At 34.9% G+C, this 19552-nt stretch carries 18 protein-coding genes; 4 read left to right on the top strand and 14 right to left on the bottom strand.

What is annotated here, in order from left to right; translation table 11 throughout:
* Window positions 1-41: 41 nt before the first annotated feature.
* Window positions 42-1952, bottom strand: coding sequence for a hypothetical protein (locus VCM44_RS05365; protein ID WP_334678219.1), 1911 nt, complete (start codon window positions 1950-1952; stop codon window positions 42-44).
* Window positions 1953-2055: 103 nt separating this feature from the next.
* Complete coding sequence (locus VCM44_RS05360; RefSeq protein ID WP_334678218.1) at window positions 2056-2571, bottom strand: hypothetical protein; 516 nt, start codon at window positions 2569-2571, stop codon at window positions 2056-2058.
* A gap of 143 nt (window positions 2572-2714) precedes the next feature.
* Between VCM44_RS05360 and VCM44_RS05355 the strand changes: the two genes are divergently transcribed.
* The gene (locus VCM44_RS05355) at window positions 2715-3200 is read left to right on the top strand and encodes a hypothetical protein (RefSeq protein ID WP_334678217.1); all 486 of its coding nucleotides are present in this window, start codon (window positions 2715-2717) and stop codon (window positions 3198-3200) included.
* Here the strand turns inward: VCM44_RS05355 and VCM44_RS05350 are convergent.
* Window positions 3197-3823: a hypothetical protein gene (locus tag VCM44_RS05350; RefSeq protein WP_334678216.1), complete on the bottom strand. Its 627-nt coding sequence runs from the start codon at window positions 3821-3823 to the stop codon at window positions 3197-3199. The genes VCM44_RS05355 and VCM44_RS05350 overlap by 4 nt on opposite strands.
* Before the next feature lie 181 nt (window positions 3824-4004).
* Between VCM44_RS05350 and VCM44_RS05345 the strand changes: the two genes are divergently transcribed.
* Complete coding sequence (locus VCM44_RS05345) at window positions 4005-5165, top strand: PAS domain-containing sensor histidine kinase (protein WP_334678215.1); 1161 nt, start codon at window positions 4005-4007, stop codon at window positions 5163-5165.
* Between the two features lies 1 nt (window position 5166).
* Here VCM44_RS05345 and VCM44_RS05340 read toward each other — a convergent pair whose 3' ends face one another.
* The 4 genes from VCM44_RS05340 to VCM44_RS05325 form a co-directional block, all read right to left on the bottom strand.
* On the bottom strand, window positions 5167-6084 hold the full coding sequence (locus VCM44_RS05340; protein ID WP_334678214.1) for a universal stress protein: 918 nt from the start codon (window positions 6082-6084) through the stop codon (window positions 5167-5169).
* 72 nt (window positions 6085-6156) lie between these two features.
* Window positions 6157-6996 carry a methyltransferase domain-containing protein gene (locus VCM44_RS05335; protein ID WP_334678213.1) on the bottom strand — a complete coding sequence of 280 codons (840 nt, stop codon included), beginning with the start codon at window positions 6994-6996 and terminating at the stop codon, window positions 6157-6159.
* A 66-nt stretch (window positions 6997-7062) separates the two neighbouring features.
* On the bottom strand, window positions 7063-10938 hold the full coding sequence (locus VCM44_RS05330) for a hydantoinase B/oxoprolinase family protein (RefSeq protein WP_334678212.1): 3876 nt from the start codon (window positions 10936-10938) through the stop codon (window positions 7063-7065).
* 55 nt (window positions 10939-10993) lie between these two features.
* Complete coding sequence (locus tag VCM44_RS05325; RefSeq protein WP_334678211.1) at window positions 10994-11395, bottom strand: hypothetical protein; 402 nt, start codon at window positions 11393-11395, stop codon at window positions 10994-10996.
* Between the two features lie 221 nt (window positions 11396-11616).
* Between VCM44_RS05325 and VCM44_RS05320 the strand changes: the two genes are divergently transcribed.
* The gene (locus VCM44_RS05320; RefSeq protein WP_334678210.1) at window positions 11617-12666 is read left to right on the top strand and encodes an NAD(P)-dependent alcohol dehydrogenase; all 1050 of its coding nucleotides are present in this window, start codon (window positions 11617-11619) and stop codon (window positions 12664-12666) included.
* Between the two features lie 37 nt (window positions 12667-12703).
* On the opposite strand, the gene VCM44_RS05315 is transcribed toward VCM44_RS05320, so the two are convergent.
* Together VCM44_RS05315 and VCM44_RS05310 are read right to left on the bottom strand one after the other, a co-directional pair.
* Window positions 12704-13162: a hypothetical protein gene (locus VCM44_RS05315; protein ID WP_334678209.1), complete on the bottom strand. Its 459-nt coding sequence runs from the start codon at window positions 13160-13162 to the stop codon at window positions 12704-12706.
* A 118-nt stretch (window positions 13163-13280) separates the two neighbouring features.
* On the bottom strand, window positions 13281-14651 hold the full coding sequence (locus VCM44_RS05310; protein WP_334678208.1) for a sensor histidine kinase: 1371 nt from the start codon (window positions 14649-14651) through the stop codon (window positions 13281-13283).
* Window positions 14652-14786: 135 nt separating this feature from the next.
* On the opposite strand from VCM44_RS05310, the gene VCM44_RS05305 reads away from it, so the two are divergent.
* Entirely contained in the window at window positions 14787-15587 is an 801-nt protein-coding gene (locus VCM44_RS05305) for a hypothetical protein (protein ID WP_334678207.1), read from the top strand.
* Here VCM44_RS05305 and VCM44_RS05300 read toward each other — a convergent pair.
* From VCM44_RS05300 to VCM44_RS05280, 5 genes are all read right to left on the bottom strand, one after another.
* Window positions 15584-16504, bottom strand: coding sequence for a glutaminase (locus tag VCM44_RS05300; RefSeq protein WP_120405187.1), 921 nt, complete (start codon window positions 16502-16504; stop codon window positions 15584-15586). The genes VCM44_RS05305 and VCM44_RS05300 overlap by 4 nt on opposite strands.
* Before the next feature lie 110 nt (window positions 16505-16614).
* Window positions 16615-17079: a hypothetical protein gene (locus VCM44_RS05295; RefSeq protein WP_334678206.1), complete on the bottom strand. Its 465-nt coding sequence runs from the start codon at window positions 17077-17079 to the stop codon at window positions 16615-16617.
* Window positions 17080-17402: 323 nt separating this feature from the next.
* On the bottom strand, window positions 17403-18032 hold the full coding sequence (locus VCM44_RS05290; RefSeq protein WP_114705243.1) for a metallophosphatase domain-containing protein: 630 nt from the start codon (window positions 18030-18032) through the stop codon (window positions 17403-17405).
* 16 nt (window positions 18033-18048) lie between these two features.
* Window positions 18049-18657 carry a hypothetical protein gene (locus VCM44_RS05285; protein WP_334678205.1) on the bottom strand — a complete coding sequence of 203 codons (609 nt, stop codon included), beginning with the start codon at window positions 18655-18657 and terminating at the stop codon, window positions 18049-18051.
* 115 nt (window positions 18658-18772) lie between these two features.
* Entirely contained in the window at window positions 18773-19531 is a 759-nt protein-coding gene (locus VCM44_RS05280) for a hypothetical protein (protein ID WP_334678204.1), read from the bottom strand.
* Window positions 19532-19552: the final 21 nt, after the last annotated feature.

Raw genomic sequence — 19552 nt, 5'->3', positions numbered from 1 at the left:
ACCTATCTCATCGGCTATTATGAGTTAATACTTGAGGAATATTAAGGCCTTATCTCTAGAACAACATCTCGATCGAGGTCTTTTACTCGATTAAAATTGATGCCACGTTTTTTTAGAATTCTCTCATATAAACGCTCATGGGCCTTTGATGTGAATATATAAATTCCATCCAGAGAATCATCTGCATCCATTGAAGTGATTAATTGGCCTAGTAATTCTTCGCTTAACTTGCGATCTCCTTTTTTATCATCAACAGTAAAACGAACCGCTTCTGCAACCTTTCGCCCAGGACGACGATCGACCTTTACCCCTGTTGCTTTTTCAAAGGGCATTAATTCATCAGCTTTTGAAGATGTTACAAAGGCCAGTCCACCTCTCATGGAATCAGCTGCCCCTTTTTCTGTACTAATAATCAAAGTGGTTCGATCTTCCATTTGTCGACTACTTTGAATGAAGTCTTTTACTTCATTTTCAGAGAGGTTTAATCTTCGCTGATAAGTATCTGAAACAAAATTCCAATAATTTGAACTCATTGTCCTAACTTCTTTATTTGAACTATTAAGATTTAGAACATAATAATCACCCTTCTCAATAGAAAGCTTATATCCTGCATCTCCAAATACTTCATTATCGATTGGCTTCTTTCCAAGATAAAAGCTAAGCTCATCCATTGTCTTAACATGGAAAAGACGAGAATTTGGATCATATTTCTTTGATAATTCAAAGGCCTGCTTAATTGGACCTAAAGATGAAAGACCACTTAGAGCTGTACTCACGGAAGTTAAGAGAATCTCTTGGCTTAGCTCCTCAGAACACTCTGTATATTTTTGATAATACGTATGTTGCTTAGACTTTATAAAATTATTTAATAGAGATTCACATTGTTCTTTTTTCTCTGGGATTGCAACGAGATCTTTTGCAAAAAAGGTTGCACTAGAGAGTCCTGTCGTTGCTTTTGTAATTGAAGCATAGATTTCTTCTCTCATTCCCCACTTTGCTAACCCTAAACCACGAAGCCCCCAAACACCTAGTCTAAAGGCAGGGCCTGCAACAAAAGGTGCAACAAACATTCCAACCTCAAGGCCTAATTCCTTTATCTTCTGATCAGTTAAGTAACTCTTATTCCTTTCATAAAGACTGCACGCTAGACTTGGCTCTTTCATAACCTCTTTTCGCCAATCTAATGTTGATAAAATAGAGGAAGTAGTATCATCAACGACATCATTGCCATTTATAATATCAAAGAGGACTTTAATTCTCTCTTTTTGTAATTCCTCATTAACTTCTTCGTTGATAGCAACAAAGTCATATTGTCTTTGCTCAGGAGAAAATCGCGTATTAATCTCCCTTATTAGATCTTGAGCACCAGATAAATAATCAGAGTATGTTTTAACCAGTGCGGACTTAAGATCTCCCTCTTCTTTACTTTTAATGATACTTTCAATTTCTGGCCCTGCTAAAATGGGGCGTTTAGAAAGTAGTAAAATCTTTAGCTTCTGAAGTTTTTTTAAATGCTCTTCATTTTCAATTCGCATCTTTGGACTACAGACTCTAAAGCAGATATTTAATTTATCTGAGACGATTTCAATTTGCTTGGTAATTTCTTTTAACTTTAAATAATCACTTTCAATATCTTTGAATTCATTTATATACCATTTCCTACTTTCATCCTCTTCGACAAAGTCATTACGTAAAAAGCGCAACATCCCTTTGTTATTATCTATTTCAGCTTGAAGAAGGTCTTTTTTCTCTTCTGCTTTTTCAATAATCCAATGCCAACGACGTAATGAATTTTCACTAATCTCTTTAGGAAGGATTGATTTGGGAATTTCAAGAGTTGAACAACTTGGATCTTCCAAACGAAGAGAATTACATAATTCCTCAATAGACTCTGCCCTAGTTACGATACTCGCAACAAGAGCAATAAAAATGATAATCCCCTCTAATCTCATAGGGTTCTTATCGGTTATATTGAAAATAAATCAAGAGAATATATAGAAGAAAGATTCTAGGCACTATAAAATTTCAATAACTTACAGTGCCTAATAAATAGTATTAGAAACGACAACTTAAAAAGTTATCAATACATGACGTATTACCAACTTCTCGGCCATCAATAATCAGTGAAAAGATTCTTTCTACATCAAAGCCAAACCCTCGAGGGAATCCATTTGCTGTTCTACGAATCACTAACTTTTTGTCTTTTTCCATTTCAAAGCCATTATCTTCATAAAAGCTTATAAGACATAGAAAGACTTCACGTCCTTGATAATTCTCAGTATCAACACAAGTTTCAAGATCGACTTCGCCTATTAATGCATCAACGCCTGACTCTTCATTTACACTTACAACCTGATTTGCTGAATTTACATAAAAAGTATAATTTTCAAAGCCTTCAAGGCTATTTCCTGAGAACTTCATTAGTCCTTCATTTCTCTCATAGAAAACGATACTATTTTCAACAGGTTTATTCTTTTGATATTCGTAATAATATCCCTCTTGAGCATCTCTAGCAGACGCACTTAAAGAAAGACTAGATATTGCAATAAATACAAATAATAGTTTCTTCATAAAATTAACCTCTTTAGCTTGTTCTATATTCTATATACACCTTATTTCCCTTATCTATTAACGACTTATAATATTTACAACACTGGCTGCAAAAAGGGGTCTTTTGAAATATAAGGTATCAATAACTTAGAGAGGTCCCCCTTATGAAATCACGACTAAAAACAGTACTAGCGTTACTATTTCTAACCAATTTATCAGTTTATGCTGGCTGCCTTGAAGAAGGTAGAGCTTGTGATAATGAATTTCAGGCATGTATCGACTTTGCTGTACAAATGCCATATGAAAAAGACATCACTTCAATGCTATATCGTTGCCAAGAAAAATATCTTACTGTTATCACTTATGAGCAGTGTATGACTGTTGCAGATGAAATGATTTTCATGCGTCATAAGAATAATGTACGAAAGATTTGTTTTGAGCAATTTGGTGGAAAATTTAACTTTGATCAATGTTTAGCAAATGCCCAAGATCAGTCTTACACGGAAGATATTACTCGATATGGACTTGAGTGCTTTGAGAAACAAAAAGAAACAATAACACTTTCTCAATGCTCACAGGTTGCAGCACTAATGCACTTTATAAAAGATAAGAATTATATTAATCGTTACTGTTTTGAAAAACATTTTTAATTTTTAATAAGTCTCTTCTTTGTCAGGCGAATAAGGCGATAAAGAGAAGTAAACTTCTCTTTTCCCTTACGCTGGCAAAGCTGATCATCTCTTGAAGCAATTTCTACGACTGCTCTTCTAACCTGCTCATAAGAAAAATCAGTATTTTTATATTTACGATTAACTCTTTCAACAAAAGTATTAAAAAGATTTTCTTCTCGCTTATATTTATTTTCTTGAAGTTGAAGAACTTCTTCTTCTATCTTTGAATCAATATCCTGATTTGCAAATTCATGCTCTTCTACTTCAGACATTTTTAAAACAATATAAGCACCTATAATTCCCTTTTCGTTCTTTAAAAGATCAAAGAAGGCGGCCACAGTTGATATAGATAAGACAACAGGAATAGAGCCTGGAACGAAAGCAACAATGAAAGCGGCAGCAGGTTTACCAATGACTTTAGATAGCCAATAAAATCCCTTAAGTTTGTATACCCAGCCTTCATCATTTTCCACAGACTCTTTAGGATAAAATGTCTCTATTTTATCTTGGTACTGCTTTATACACTTATACTCAGTACTTGCTTGTACAGGTACACTTAGCATAAAGACGCTTAATAATATTATTGAAATAACCTTTCTCATTGAAAATAATCTAGCATATCAAATCGTATTACTTAGATATACTCACAATTTCATGAAATTATTATGTGAAAAATATTTAGACACCAAACTTGAGTATTTCACTAAAAAACTAAGAAACTTAAGCTAAGCCTTTGTTTTTAATTAACTTAGCTAACTACACTTCTAAACCGAAGATTAGCTCGTGGTACAAAAAATTAACTTAGATATTCTTCTTGAAAGTATCGATGGCATAGCCTACCGGTGTCGTAATGATAAATATTGGACTATGGAGTTCATTACCTCTGGTATTGAAAGAATCACTGGTTATACACAAGATGAGATCTTAAACAATGCCAAGGTTTCTTTTGATGATATTACTCTTAAAGAAGATAAACTAATCGTTAGACAGACTGTTGATGAGGCCCTTCAAGCTCATAACTACTACACAACAGAATATAGAGTTAGACACAAGGATGGGAGGATTATCTATTTATGGGAGCAAGGTGTTGGCGTTTATGACTGCGATAAAATTATTGCTCTAGAAGGATATATCTGTGATATCACAGCACAAAAGCAGACAGAAATAGAACTTAAAGAAAAAGTACAACAACAGGCAATGGAGCTATTAAGAAAAAAAGAAAAGGAGATTGAGCGCACTAATTACTTAAGAATATTAGAGTTAATAAAGTCAATGGCACATGAATTAAGAAACCCTTTGAACCTCTCAATAAATTCGACTCATCTACTTGAAGAAGAAATTAAAAAGATAAGGCCAGATAATACAAAAGCACAACGCATTCTATCAATATTAGAGGGTTCAAATAATCGAATCAATGAAATTGTTGAAACCATAGAGCTGACTTTTCGATCAGCAACACACAAGAGAGGAAAGCAAGAGCTTTACGATTTAATCATAGAAAGCACATCTCATTTTCATAAAAAGATAAATAAACATGGAATTCAAATAGAAATTGATGAAGGTGTAAAAGATTATATGATATTGGCAACAAAGGAAAACTTCATACAATCATTGAAAAATATAATTAAAAACTCGATTTCTGCAGTAAAAAAAAATAATGATAAATCTCGCAAGAAAATAGAGATATATGCCAGTATAGATTCTAAAAACAATTTGCGATTAACAATAAAAGACTTTGGTATCGGTATATCTAAAGAGTACTTAGATATGATAACACTCCCCTTCATATCAACAATAACAAGGAGTAAAGGAAGTGGACTAGGACTTAGTGCTGCAAAATATCTTCTACAAGATGATAATTTTGAACTAAGTTTTAATAGCAAAGAAAATGCATGGACAGAAGCCTATATAAGTATACCAGAGAATAACTGGGCCAAGATATAAACTATTCGACTTTTAAAAGAAGAAGGTTACTACTTACATTCTTCATAATATCCAATGAGACACTTCCAATTGATAAGTGCTCAAACGTATAGTGCTGAGGCTTTATAATCACCAGATCAGAGTTTTCTTTTTGCACAATTTCTTCTACACGCTTAGCTGCATCTTCGTTTAGTACCATCTCCAAAGAATACGAACACTCGATATTGGCATCCTTCATAATTTTGTGTGCTTTCTGTAATTCTTTTTCTGCTTTACTGCGCATATCAGATAATTCGCTTGTTAAAATTTCTCGAGGATAAGGCTCATTGGAAAAAAGCTCTAGACTATACCCCACAAAGTTAATTGGGACGACACAATCCATATGGACCTTTGCTTCATTACATTTGGCGATGTGAATAACTTTTGCTAAATCGTCTTCATCTAAAGGTGTATAAGGTATTAAATAAGTAAGATGAGAAAAATTCTCTACGGCCTTCTTACTTACGAGAACATCTTTTTTTACATGGAATAAAGACTTCTCTGCAAATGTATTTAAAAAGAAGCGATGAAAGCCACCATGATGAGTAATTCCTATTGCCATCATTTCTAGATCAACATGCTCTGTTAGATGCTCAATTCCTTCATTGATTGAGCCTTCAAAGTTTTCAAAATCAACCTTTTCTTTTTCAATCCCTACTCTTGCTAAAGCCTTATTGGCCATATCTAGAACAGTAGCTTCAATATCTTTATTCCAAATAGGATCTTTAATATAGCGAGGCTTAACAGTAAGAGGATGAAATTGTTTATTTAACTGAGGAGTCATTGTATCGATATGATAAATTTTGGGTTTAAGACCGAGACTACTCGCAAAGGAGTATCCAGACTTAAGGTTATTATCTGAGCCTTCATAGAGATCTGAACAGATTAGCATTTCTTTCATATTTCCTCCGAAGAATATAACATACTCATTTTATTTTCATCGAAGAATTTAAGATACTTAATTTAAGTTAGCTTATAGAGTTTGGTAGATATTTACGACTCGACCTTCTTGCTTATGGCTGTCATTACCTTCAACAAGCTTTAGTCCATCAAGTTCATTTAATGCCGAAAGCATGATTTCATCCCAACCAGAAATAAAGAATAAATAAAACTTCTGGCCATCATCAATAAGGTTCTTAAAATGTCCGATTAAATGAGGAACATTTTCAGTACCAACAGAGTCATAAAGATAATAAGCATCATATCCGTGGAACGCTTGCGGATCTTTTAAAAAGTCACAAGTTTGAAATCTTACATTATCCAAAGAGAAGTATTTTGAGATTTCATTAGTAAACTTGACCCTTTCATCAACTAATTCTAATCCCAGATAGTTTAATTCCTTCTTAACCTTCATGGCCAGGTAAAACAGAGCTCTTCCAGAGCCGGAACCAAGATCACATAGGTTGCTAATACCATCAGTTGAATTAATGAAATTTACGAGAATATCCAGATCATCATAACAGGCAGTATAGACATGGTAGTTTTCGCCGAAGATTACATTGTCATCATCGCCGTTACACTCATTACCATCTTCATAGTCTTCAGGATAAAGCTCCTCAATACCAATGACTCTTAGAAGGCGATCTAAAATAAGATCACGAAAGCTTGGATCAAACTCCCCGGCAGCGATAACTTTTTGAACGAGCTCAACAACTTCCCCAACTAATGGGAAACTCAATCCATCAAAATATCTCTCATTAAGAATAAGTGCATCTCTTCGATTAACTTTACAGATCTTGTTAAGAAACTTTGACTGCTTTTCAAATGGTTGTGACAGGATCTTAGTCCACTTCTTTTCAGGCTTTTGAAACATAAGTACTCATACCATCTAAAATGCCTTGATGCACCATTTAAATTTGCTCTTTCTAAATCCTATCTATTATAAGGCCTTTAAATAGTTATTTAACGTTCCTAAATTATAGGCTCCACTATAAACAAGCCAGTGATAGATATTAGTTGGAGAAATATCCGGCTCCTTATCATTTACATCATAACAATAGACCTTAAGTTTTCGCCCATTATCATCAATTACTTCTCTTTGGATTCGAGTGTAATTATTCATACTACACTCTATTTCATCTAAAGTTGCTAGGTCATGATCATTTAAGCGATAGACAGCACCCCACATACTCTTTCCAGGGGCTTCATACATATCAGCAACGCCACCCTTTCTAACTTCAGAATAGGTTGTATAGCGCAACTCATAGCCGTCTAATCTGGCCCTTGTTACAAATGAAGAACTAGGACATCTCTTTCTAATTTGAGAAATATCCATATTTGAACCAAATCCAAAAACAAGATGCTCTCCTTCATCAGGGGCCTTACCAAAGCCTCCTCCACCAGGAGTACAAACCATAAGTCGATCCATCTTCTCAACTTTAGTTTGAAAGCATTCTTCTAACTCAATAACTTCTCCGTTCTTTCTCTCTAGAATATTCTTCCCTCTTAGGCCATCTTCCCCACCATTTATTCCAGTAGGAGAGCTTAGCCTTCTTTGCGAGATCATACTTAAGTCACTGTCTTGTAGAAATAAGAGATGGCGATAGATTCCACTTCCTCCACGGAACTCTCCAATTCCACCACTTCCTTGTCTAATTCCCATCAATTCGATGCGAACAGGTAAGCGACTCTCAAAAACCTCGGGATCAGTAAGAAGAGAATTGGTCATTCCTACTTGAATAGCACTTGCACCATCTCCACTAGAACTTGCACCGGCCCCGCCACCAAGAGTTTCGTAATATTGGTATTCTTCGTTACCAAAACTTAAATTATTCATTGTCCCTTGCCCATGGGCCTTAACACCAAGAGATTCAAAAATGAGATCACAAATAACTTGAGATGTTTCGACGTTACCTGCAACAACAGCACTTTCAATACTTGGATTTAGTAGAGAGCCCTTAGGGATCTTTATGTCTAAGTATCTAGCAATACCATCATTAAGAGGAATCTCTTCTTTTATAAGACAACGTAGTGCAAATAAAATCGATGCTTTCACTACTGGCAGTGGCGTATTAAAGTTATGATCTCCGCAAGGAGATGTTCCAGAAAAATCAATCACTAACTTATCTTCATAGTGATTTGTCATTTTAACAGTAATTGATCTCTCATTAGTTATATTTGTATTAGAAGTACCTTTTTTAAATTTTTTAAGCACTTCAATAATCTTCTTATGTGAATAAGCTAAGATCGCTTCGGCCATTGCTAGAGTTTTTGTAGCACCATAAGAATCAACTAAAGAGTGAAGCTCTGTGCGTGCTTTTTGATTTGCCGCAAATTGGGCCTTAATATCATGAATATTTTGAATTGGTATTCGAGCAGGAAATTGTCCTTCTTTTAAAATCTTAGAAAGTTTCTCTTCTAAGAAGCGTCCTTTTTCAATAATTCTCTCAGGAGCAATAACAACACCTTCTTGAGACAACTTTGTGCTCTTTCCGGGCATTGATCCAGGACTTATTCCTCCAATATCAGCATGGTGTCCTCGGCTGGCCACATACATTGATAGCTTCCCTTCAAAGAAGATCGGTGTAATTGCAGTAATGTCTGGTAAATGTGTACCGCCATAATTAGGATCATTACAAATAAATCCATCACCTTCATTGATATCATCGTTAAATTTTTCAGCGATGGCCTTAACAGCATCCCCCATAGATCCTAAATGAACTGGGATATGGGGCGCATTTGCTAATAGCTCTGCATCTTTTGTAAAAAGCGCACAAGAAAAGTCATTACGTTCTTTAATCGTTATACTATGTGCCAAGTTTTGTAGAGTATGCCCCATTTGTTCGGCTATCGATTGAAATCTTTGATAGTAAATCTCTAGCTCTACTTTGGCGTCACGCTCTGAAACATTATTCTTCTTTTCATCTTCTTCTTTCGTAAGAATCCATTCACCATACTTATTTTTAGAACCTCTCCATCCTTCATCAAAGACCAAGCAGGTATTATTTGCGCTTAGAAGAGCTGGGCCTTCAATGTAATTAAGTGCCTCATCCTTTATTAACTCTTCACTATGTCCAGAAAGCCTCTCTCCAGTTGAGACGAGACTAACAACTTCTGACTCTCCTTCAAACTCAACACCAAAGAGCTTTTCATAGGCCTTTGAGAATTCGTTAGAGATAGCATTAAACTTTTCTGCTGATACATTAATTTCGTAATCACTACCCTTTGCACGCATCAGTAGCTCATTTGTAAAACGATCAACATTATTTAAATTTTCTTCAATCTCTTTATGTAGCTCAGTGAATTTCTCTTTAATCTCTTCTTCATTTATCTTAGAAAAGTTTTTAGTATAAGCTTTCATGACACGAAAACTTTCATTTGCTGTCCCTATTCCATAAGCTGATAAAACACTTGAAAATGGATGAACAAAAATTTTCTTAATACCAATAGCGTCTGCAACTTTACATGCCATTTGCCCCGCAGCTCCACCAAAGCTCACCATTGTGAAATCTGCTGGATCTTCACCCTTTTCAACTGAAACTTTTTTAATTGCACGTGCCATTGTTGAAGCGGCAACATCAAGAAATCCCTCTGCAACCTCTTTAGCATCCATTCCAGCTTCTTTAGCTAGCTTATTAAACTTCTCACTTACGATCTCTTCATCAAGAGCTTGATTGCGATTAGGTCCAAATATCTTTGGAAACTTATCCGCTTCAAGTCGTCCCAAAAAGAGGTTTGCATCAGTTACAGTTAATGGTCCTCCATTTCGATAACAAGCAGGACCTGGAAATGCCCCTGCTGACTCAGGTCCGACAGCAAATCGTCCTCCATCAAATTTTAATATTGATCCACCACCTGCTGCAACGGTATGAATATCAAGCATTGGTGCTAAAAGCTTAATTCCTAGAAAGTCAGGTTCATTATCAAGTTTGATCTCACCATCATAGATAGCAACATCAGTTGATGTACCACCCATATCAAAAGTGATGATCTTATTGATATCTCTCTTTACACTGCTTTTGATAGCACCGATTAAGCCACCAGCAGGCCCTGAAAGAAGAGTATTTTGTCCTTTTAAAGTCTTAGCATCACATAATCCACCATTTGATTGCATGTAAACAATATCAACACCGCCTAAGTCATCTTCTAACTCTTTTGTATAGATATCTAAAAGAGGAGTGAGATATGCATCCACGACAGATGTCTCAGCACGATATACATACTTTGAAATAGGGCTCGTTTGATGTGATAGACTTATATATTCAAAGCCAATTTTTTTTGCGATCTGGGCAACTTTTAATTCGTGCTCTGGATTTATACATGAATGCATAAGTGCAATAGCAACTGAGCGAAGGCCTTGCTCGTATAATCTCATTAATTCGAAATAGGCAATTTCCTCATCGAGTTTAGTGATGATATTTCCACTTGCATCTATTCTCTCTTTAATATTTACAACTGTTTTATAAAGAGGTTTTGCTTTTTTAATATCTAAGTCAAATAGGCGTGGACGATTTTGTCTTCTTATTTCAAGAAGATCTCTAAAGCCAAGAGTTGTAACAAGTGCACAATCAATACCGTCTCTTTCTAGGAATGCATTTGTTGCGACAGTAGTACCAAGTCTAACTTTATTAATTATTTTTGGTGAGAAATCATCTCCAAGAAGATTTTTTATACCTTGAACGACTGAAGATTTATAATGAGGAGATTTAGTGAGCAGTTTTTCCGTTTGATAAGAGCCATTAGTATCGATGGCCACAATATCAGTGAAAGTTCCACCACAATCAATCCAAAAATCCCATTTATTATTTGTATCCATTCGTTTTAGCCTCCCGCTTTACTTCATTGTGCAGAAGGCTTAACGAGATTGCAAATTACTCGCTATAGACGTTGTGCTTTATGTCAGCATTGTACTTACCGCTATTTAGATTAATAAGAACAAAGATCGAATCCACACCATACCCACTGTGATATTCAGACTGAATACTTATATTATACGCGGCACAATCTTTGGCCTCTAAGCAGCTTCTAATTTCCTGAATCTCAGACTTATCAAGATCTTGCTCAAATACACGATCTAAATATGAACTAAAAGAGCTCTGTGATAACTTAGAGAAGTTTGAACTAACATTTTGATATCCCGCTCTCCAAAGATACTTTCTTTCAACTTTTGCAATAAAAGAAACAATCTCTTCTTGCGCTGCCTGATCAAGAGCAGCCGAAGCAAAAACGAAGCTATTTAGCGCAATGGCCAATAATAAAAATACATTTTTCATAATTAACTCCTATTTTGTTAACCTTTTTGTTAACTACATTGACTTTTTATCAAGCAAAGACCGTTCTGAATATTAGAATAAAGACATGGGTCCTATATAATTATTATTAATCGCTATTATTTACCAAAAGTTAACAAAGCTTTAACGAGTACCCTATTTATTCAAATCAATAGATGCGTAATAATGTCATTCATATAAACCCATAAACAATTGGAGTAACAATGAAAACAGTAGGATACGCAGCACATTCACCAACATCGGGATTAGAACCTTATGAGTTTTCAAGAAGAGAACTAAGAGGGAACGATGTTGCCATTGAAATACTTTATAGTGGAATATGTCACTCTGATCTTCACACAGTACATGGAGACTGGGGAGAGCAACCCTACCCTCTTATTCCAGGACATGAAATTATTGGGAAAGTCATAGATGTAGGCCCAGAAGTAAAAAAATATAAAGTTGGCGATAGCGTCGGTGTCGGTTGCATGGTTGATAGTTGCCAAACTTGTGACCAATGCCATAATCATGAAGAGCAATATTGTCGTGAAGGTATGACTGCAACTTATGGCTCAGAAGATCGTATAACAGGAGAAATCACACAAGGTGGTTACTCAAAGCATATTGTTGCACGTGAAGAATTTGTTCTTAAAATCTCAGATAAACTCGATATCTCAAAAGCTGCACCAATTTTATGTGCAGGTATTACAACATACTCGCCTTTAAAAACATGGAATGTAAAAAAAGGAACGAGAGTTGGTGTAATTGGTCTTGGAGGCCTTGGGCACATGGCCGTAAAACTTGCATCAGCAATGGGTGCAGAAGTTACAGTTATTAGTCGATCTACAGATAAAGAAAAAGAAGCAAAGGCAATAGGTGCAAAAGCAATCCTATCATCTCGAGATGAAAGTGCACTCGAAGCAGCTGCATCTTCTTTTGACTTAATTATCGATACAGTTCCTGTAAAACACGACTTTGATACATACACACCTCTACTTGATATCGATGGTACTCATGTGATCGTAGGTCAGGTAGGTGAAATGGATGAGCCCGTTACTGCGCCACTTATAATGGGAAGACGTCGTATTGCAGGTTCATTAATCGGTGGGATTAAAGAAACACAAGAGGTTTTGGATTTCTGTGCTGAACATAATATTCATCCAGACTGTGAGGTTATAAAGCCAGAGCAAATAAATGAAGCGTGGGATAAACTACAAAAAGAAAATCCATCTCATCGATATGTCATCGACATGACAAATTTAAAAGTATCGTAGAATAAAAAAAGGGCCATTAACTGGCCCTTTTCTATATTTAATTTCTTTCACAAGAATAAAGAGAGAATTCTCCAGACCCATCAGATCCATACATTTCAGTGATGAAAATTTCACCTTCATTTGAACGACGATACTGATAAGTTGCTCCATTAAAGTCGCAGTCTTCACAAGTATCAACATAGAAGCCTAAACCACTTTGGTTCCATTCATCATTTCTAATCGTTGTTGTACGAGCACCAGGAGTTACATATGTCCACTCTTCTCCAATATCATCATTATCTTCATGATTTTGGTTCATTGTTCCATCAATTACAACTTCTGTTCCTACAATTTCTTTTAGAGAATAAGGAAGCCCACGAGAATCATCAATTGCCTTAAACTCAACACTCATATTTGTATAGACACCTTCACCATATACAAGCTCACAATTTAAACTAGCTGCTGAAAACGTGTAAGTTGATAATAATACAGACATTACTGCAATAACTGATTTCATAGAGATCTCCTTAAGGTATTTGTTTTAAATCTAAATACTTATAAAAAGGTGTCTTTGAAAAGATAAAATAAGAAATGTGTAAAAAAGAAAATAAATAAGAAGTTATTACTTACTGAAATTACTTACTTTGAAGAGTTTTTGAAATCGTAACCTTAGTTCCGTTACTTAATGAAGATTCGAATTTAACTTTGAAATCCAATTCACGGCATACTTTTCTAATAATAAATAGTCCTAGGCCACGTCCTGTTTCACCATGTGTTCCTATTGTGCTTTGAAATAGCTTTTCAGAATTGCTATTAATATCATTAACAAGACTTCTTTCTATGCCTACTCCACTGTCTTCACATGAAATCTTTAATATATCTTTTTCCACAGAAGCATTAATTTTAATTTCAGAATTTGCTTTTGAAAATTTAATCGCATTTTGAAGAATATTACCTAAAACACTCGCCTTCAGTGCTTCTTTATTTGTTCTAAAATGATAATTATCTTCACACTCTAGATTGAGAGAAATATTTACATCTTTGTTATTTGCTTGGTCTTGATATTCAAAGACCAACTCTTCAAGCAAGTTCTTTAGCGAAACATCAGCTAACATAAATGAACTTGAATGATCATCTATTACGTTGCGGGTGTTTTCAATGATGGCCTTAACTGACTTATAGTATATATCAAGTTTCTGATTGGCCTTTTCGATATCATTGCGCTTCATCAACCTTTTTACATGCTCTATAATCTGCATCTTATTAGCAATATCATGACTAATGATACGATTTGCTAAGAGCACATCCTTATGTGCCTCACTTATCTTCTTTTCTGCCAGCTCTAATTCAATATTCTTTTTTTCAAGTTCATTACTATGTTGAAGATTATCAAAGATAAGCGTTTGGTAATACTTATCTAGTTTAAAGATCCTTAAGATAAAAAATTGAAAAGAAGTATAAAAAGATGGTGAGCTCATTTTCTCATCAATATGATAGATTAGAATATTTCCGTTTTGACTTGTCTTCACATCCCAAGTTAGCGAGTTTGAAATAAGTCTTGGAAGAGCAAGAAATACATCTCGATACATATCAACAAAAACAGGGAATATATCTTCCTCACTATTGAAAGTTAGTTTGATATCAAAAGTTGTTCTACCTTTTTTAATAAGCTCAATACTAACAGCATTAGTATAAAATGTTTTAAAGGAATATTTTAAAATGAAATCGCCAACAAAACGAAAGCTAATCATACGTGAAAGAATATCAAGTACATGCTTAACAAATTTATTTGTTAAACCATGCCGAGTCATCCCTTCATAGAATTTGTCATATTTATCATTGAGTGATTCTGTAATTACTTTGTAGTCATCCCAGCTCATATATTTCTTTTCATCGCTCATGACAGAGTAGTCATAGCCTAAATTTTCAAAGAATGACTTTGGATCATCATTATTTTCAATAATGTAGTTTATATATGCATGGACTGCTTTATTACTAACGTTCAAATTACCCTCACTTAGTAATTATAAAGACATATGGCATCCTTTTGCAAAAAAGATCAATTTATAATCTTTCTTAACCTCATTTTAATAGAAATATCTCAGTAAAAATTGTAGAAAATGATGATTAAGGAGAACATAATGAATAGCATCATAAAAATAGTCTTAGTAATGACTCTGGGGCTTGCCTCTTCAGCAAGTACAAAAATTGAAAAAATGGAAGAGCTAGTTGGTAAATATGCTCACTATGATGTTGTATCCTATATTGGTGAATTATTCGGCCCAATTAAATTAAAAAATCGTATTATTAGTTTTGGAATCACAGAGTATTATCTTGAAGATGGTAAGCTTATGTCTAAAGATCAATTCTGTTTTTCAGAATATAAAGCAAACCTCCCATTCCAAGCAAAGACTTCAGATGAATTTACAAGAGCAATAGAGCCAAAAGTTGTAGAGATGGAAATCATGCAAACAAATGGAGAACTGCTTATTCATCGCCCTGAAACTCCAACCCTTTTAGGAGTTGACCTAAATGATTATCGAGAAGACTTTCCATCCGACCCTAATGATCCTCGCTTTACAGATGATGATGAAGACGGCAAGCCTGGAGTTACAGTCAACTTAACATTTAAACCATTTGTCGATGAAGAGTTATATATCGCTAGAAAAGAGATTTTTTCATACGATATGAAGAAAATGAAAAATGGAATTTTAGCTGGATTTGTAAGAGACCGTTCTCAGCAATATATTATTGGTGCTTCTAAGGATGATCTTGTTACAGAGAGCAACCCTATTCAAAATCCAGACCTCTCAAAAAGTCCAATATACTTAATTCCTTTAAAAGAAGACCTCGACTGTGATCAACTTAAAGAAAGAAGAGATCAGTATTTCCCAAAGAGAGACCGATCTCATAAGGGCTTCTATCGTTGGTATGAGAACTAGTAAATTGATTGCTCAGAATATGTTGTAAAGAGCTCTAAGGCCTTAATACCGGCAAGAGAATTGCCTGTTTTATCAAGACATGGAGACCATGTTGAAATGGACATCTCATTTGGAATTACACCAACAATTCCACCACCGACTCCTGACTTAGCAGGTATACCAACTCGGTAAGCGAAATCACCGACTGAATTATAAAGGCCACAAGTCATCATTATGGCATTCATGCGCTTATTCTGGCTCTTTGTTAAGATTCTCTTTCCATTCCACGGATTCTCTCCATTTGAGCTAAAAAGTCTAAATGATCTTGCAAGATCAACACATGACATTTCAATTGAGCATATAGAAGTATAGGCTTCGATTACTGTAGAGACATCATTACGAATATTACCAAAGCTTTTCATAAAATAAGTAAGAGCATAATTTCGATTAGCACATTCGAGCTCAGAGTCTCTAACTTTCTCATTAATATAAATATCTTCATTTCCGCTTAATTCACGCACAAACTTTAATACTTCATTTATAGGATCTTCGTAGAGATCAAGAAGAATATCGACCACAACAATTGCACCAGCATTGATAAATGGATTACGAGGAATACCTTCTTCATTTTCTAATAACACGAGAGAATCAAATCTAGTTCCTGAAGGCTCTCGGCCAACACGTTCCCACAACTTTCCATCAAGCTTTGAGTAGGCCAAGACAAGAGTAAATACTTTTGAAATAGATTGAATAGAAAAAGACTTTTGAGAATTTCCAATTATATACTCATGTCCACTATTGGTACAAACAGACATTCCAAATTGATTAGGATCAACTTTACCAAGTTCAGGTATATAGTCGGCAACCTTACCTCTTGTGATTAGAGGAGATATTTCTGAATAAATTCTTTCAAGGATTTGTGTGTATTTTTCTTCCATAGCGCATTCAAATTGAAATGGCCTGCTTAGTCAATTGAAAAGTACCAAGCTAGAACCATTTTCAATTCAAATGAATAATTTATTCATATAGAAAAGTAACTTTAACAGGACTAACGATTTATATAATTTCGAGTATTTTCATTACTATATGGAAATCTAATTAAATCCGAAGCAACATCTGCATCGATTGTTTCATTTCGACGAGTTACTGTAATCTCACTCTCTGGAGCACATCTAATTTTATAAAGTCTTCTACTTTCTGAATATGGATCATATCTTCTAACCATCTCTCTATCGATGAAAGCATAAAAGCAATTATTATGTGGCAAGAAGTCCTCATACTTACGATAATCAATTAATTTCAAAGTTTGTAGCTGGTTATTTTCATCAACGTGGCTGACATATTGAGGACAACCTTTTGTGATATCAATCTGTTCAACAACTTCAACTTGAAGGCTTCTAAAACCAGTACTCGCTCCACCAGATATAAAGGCTGACTGACAAAACATATTCTCAGCAGCTAATCCAAGGCCAGAAGTAAGACTTAACATTAAAAAAAGTACGCAATTTTTCATATTTTCTCTCCTATGTAATTCATTATTGTTAACAATTTAAATTATAGGATTTATTGAGGATTATAAGAGTCATGTATACTGACTTTCTGACATTTTATCGATTATAAGTATCGATAAACACAATATAGATTACACAAAGATTTGAAATGACCATTAAAAATTAAGCTTAAATTAAAATTATGAATTTGTTTTGGTGCTAAGATATCTTTAGTGCAAGTTCTTGTTGGAGAATGATCACTCTGCGTACAGTACTCCGTTGCGTGTGCGGCTTAACAAAAAGGCCCTCTCTTTTATGACAGGGCCTTTTTATTTTCTAAGTGTTTCTAAATCTCTACGATAATTGGTTTATTCTGATAGATGTATTTCTCATCGAGGCTACAAGCATTGATAAACTTAATCCCATCTTGCTCCAAGACTCCATACTCTTCATGAATGTGCCCAAAGGCATGAATCTTTGGTTTAATTTCTAAGATCTTCTCTAAGAGAATATGACAGCCATCACGCTCACCATTGTAGCAAAGGTCCATAATATTGGCCGGTGGGCCATGAGTTAGAATGATATCCACATCATTTGGAATGAGCTCCCAATGTTTTTGTATTTCTTCTCCACGCTCTCTCATAAAGGCCCAATTATGATACATAGGAGTTATGGGAGAGCCCCATATTTTTAGGCCATCAAGCTCCACTAAGGAATCATTTAAATAAATAATACCATGCTCTTTTAGAATATTTTCTGCTTCTATTTTTCTATCATCTTCAAAAGAAAAATCGTGATTACCAGCAATGACAACTTTATATTTGAAGTCTTGCATTCCGACAAAACGAGCAAAACTTTTAACATCATCAAGACTTCCCTTTCTTGTGAAGTCTCCACAATGAAAAAGAATATCCCCACTTTCTAATGGAACTTTGTCATGCTGATTATGAGTATCTGAAAAAAATACGAGTTTCATAAGGTTGAAGTTTCAACTATTGTGAAAGAGCTTTCCCCGTTTTTGGATCAACCTGAACCTCATCGACAACGTGGCCTTTTTCGTAAAAATAGCGAAGAACACCTGTCTCTTTTGTAGAAGGTCGAAAAACACGCCCATCACCTGTTGTACATGCAGATTCAGTTGCATTTGGCTCACAGAATACTTCGTGTTTGATTGAAGTAGTCATATTACCAAATTCACTTTGAACTTCTCTACACTTATCATCTTTTGCTGGAACAAGACTTCCATCTTCATATCGAAAGTTACACTTATTTGAAAAGTCGACTCCATTAATTGATTGTGTGACGCTATTTACTTTTCCTTCGTTATTATAAGTAAAACGAGTTTTAATCTTGCCAATATTCTGCTCTAGAAGATAGTCACCACTTCTCCAGTTAGCAATTCGAAATTTATAATCAGGGTGTACCTTACCAGAGTCAGCAACACAGCTAAAAGTGGTTGTCTTATTTGTACTATTTATTTCAGTCAATTTATAGAGATAGCCACTAGGACATTTTTGTGAATTCTTATGATGATCCACTTCGTTTCTGGCCATGGCCGTCGTTGCACTTATTAGAAGGATAAATATACTGATTCTTTTCATAAGCAGCTTATCGGTTAAATTAACAAGATACCTTAGTAAAAAACTCACACTTTTAAAGTGTTGTTATTACGAGGTTTATGAGGTTTAAAAGAGTACTTATTTCAATAATTGTCATCTACTGGCTTTCAGAGCGAAAGGAATCTCTTCCAATTTCTCTTCTTGTAATTCCTGAGTCCTCTATACTTTTTCCCACATGTCTTGAAATATCTGCCAAATCACTATCAACACGTTGATATTCAAAACCGTGACAATTTACATTACGTACACCAACTGCAAACTCAGAACACTCGGTATTGGAAGACTGAGCTTCTCGACTCTTCTTCTGTTCATCTAAATAGAATTTCGCAAATTTTGCACATTCATCTGGAGAAGTATCGTCCATATTTAGACAACGATCGTAAGCTTTCATTCCATCTTCACCTAACTCTTCATGAACTTGGGCCTTAAGTGCAAACTTATGAGAAATATCCTTGCAATACTTATTATTATTTGAAGACTTCAAGCAACGATCCATTCTGAAGTCAAATGCTTCACAAGCATAGTCCGTTGAGTAAGAACACTTACCTTTTCTTGGAAGTGGCCTAGGCTTGCTTGAGACTTCGTTATTAGAAGTAGAAGAAGGAATTTCTACTCCACACTTTATTTCACCTTCAACTATACTTCCCTCAACTCGTCCATCATTATTTCGTCCACATTTTGATTCAACTAAGTTAACTCGATACTCTAATTGACACCTACTACGATCAATAGAATTGGTCTTAGACTGGCAAGCATGTTGAATCTCTCTGGCCATTTTTATTTGTGCATCAGAGATAGCTTGAACATTTAGCGATTGAAATAGAAAGAAGGCTATGCAAATTAAAAATCGTTTCATAATGTCCCCAATTTAACGCCA

This window comes from Halobacteriovorax sp. DPLXC-1 (genome assembly GCF_036903125.1).
GTDB lineage: Bacteria > Bdellovibrionota > Bacteriovoracia > Bacteriovoracales > Bacteriovoracaceae > Halobacteriovorax_A > Halobacteriovorax_A vibrionivorans.
Note: the sequence above shows the minus strand (reverse complement) of the source record. Positions and strands in the feature narration are given on the sequence as shown.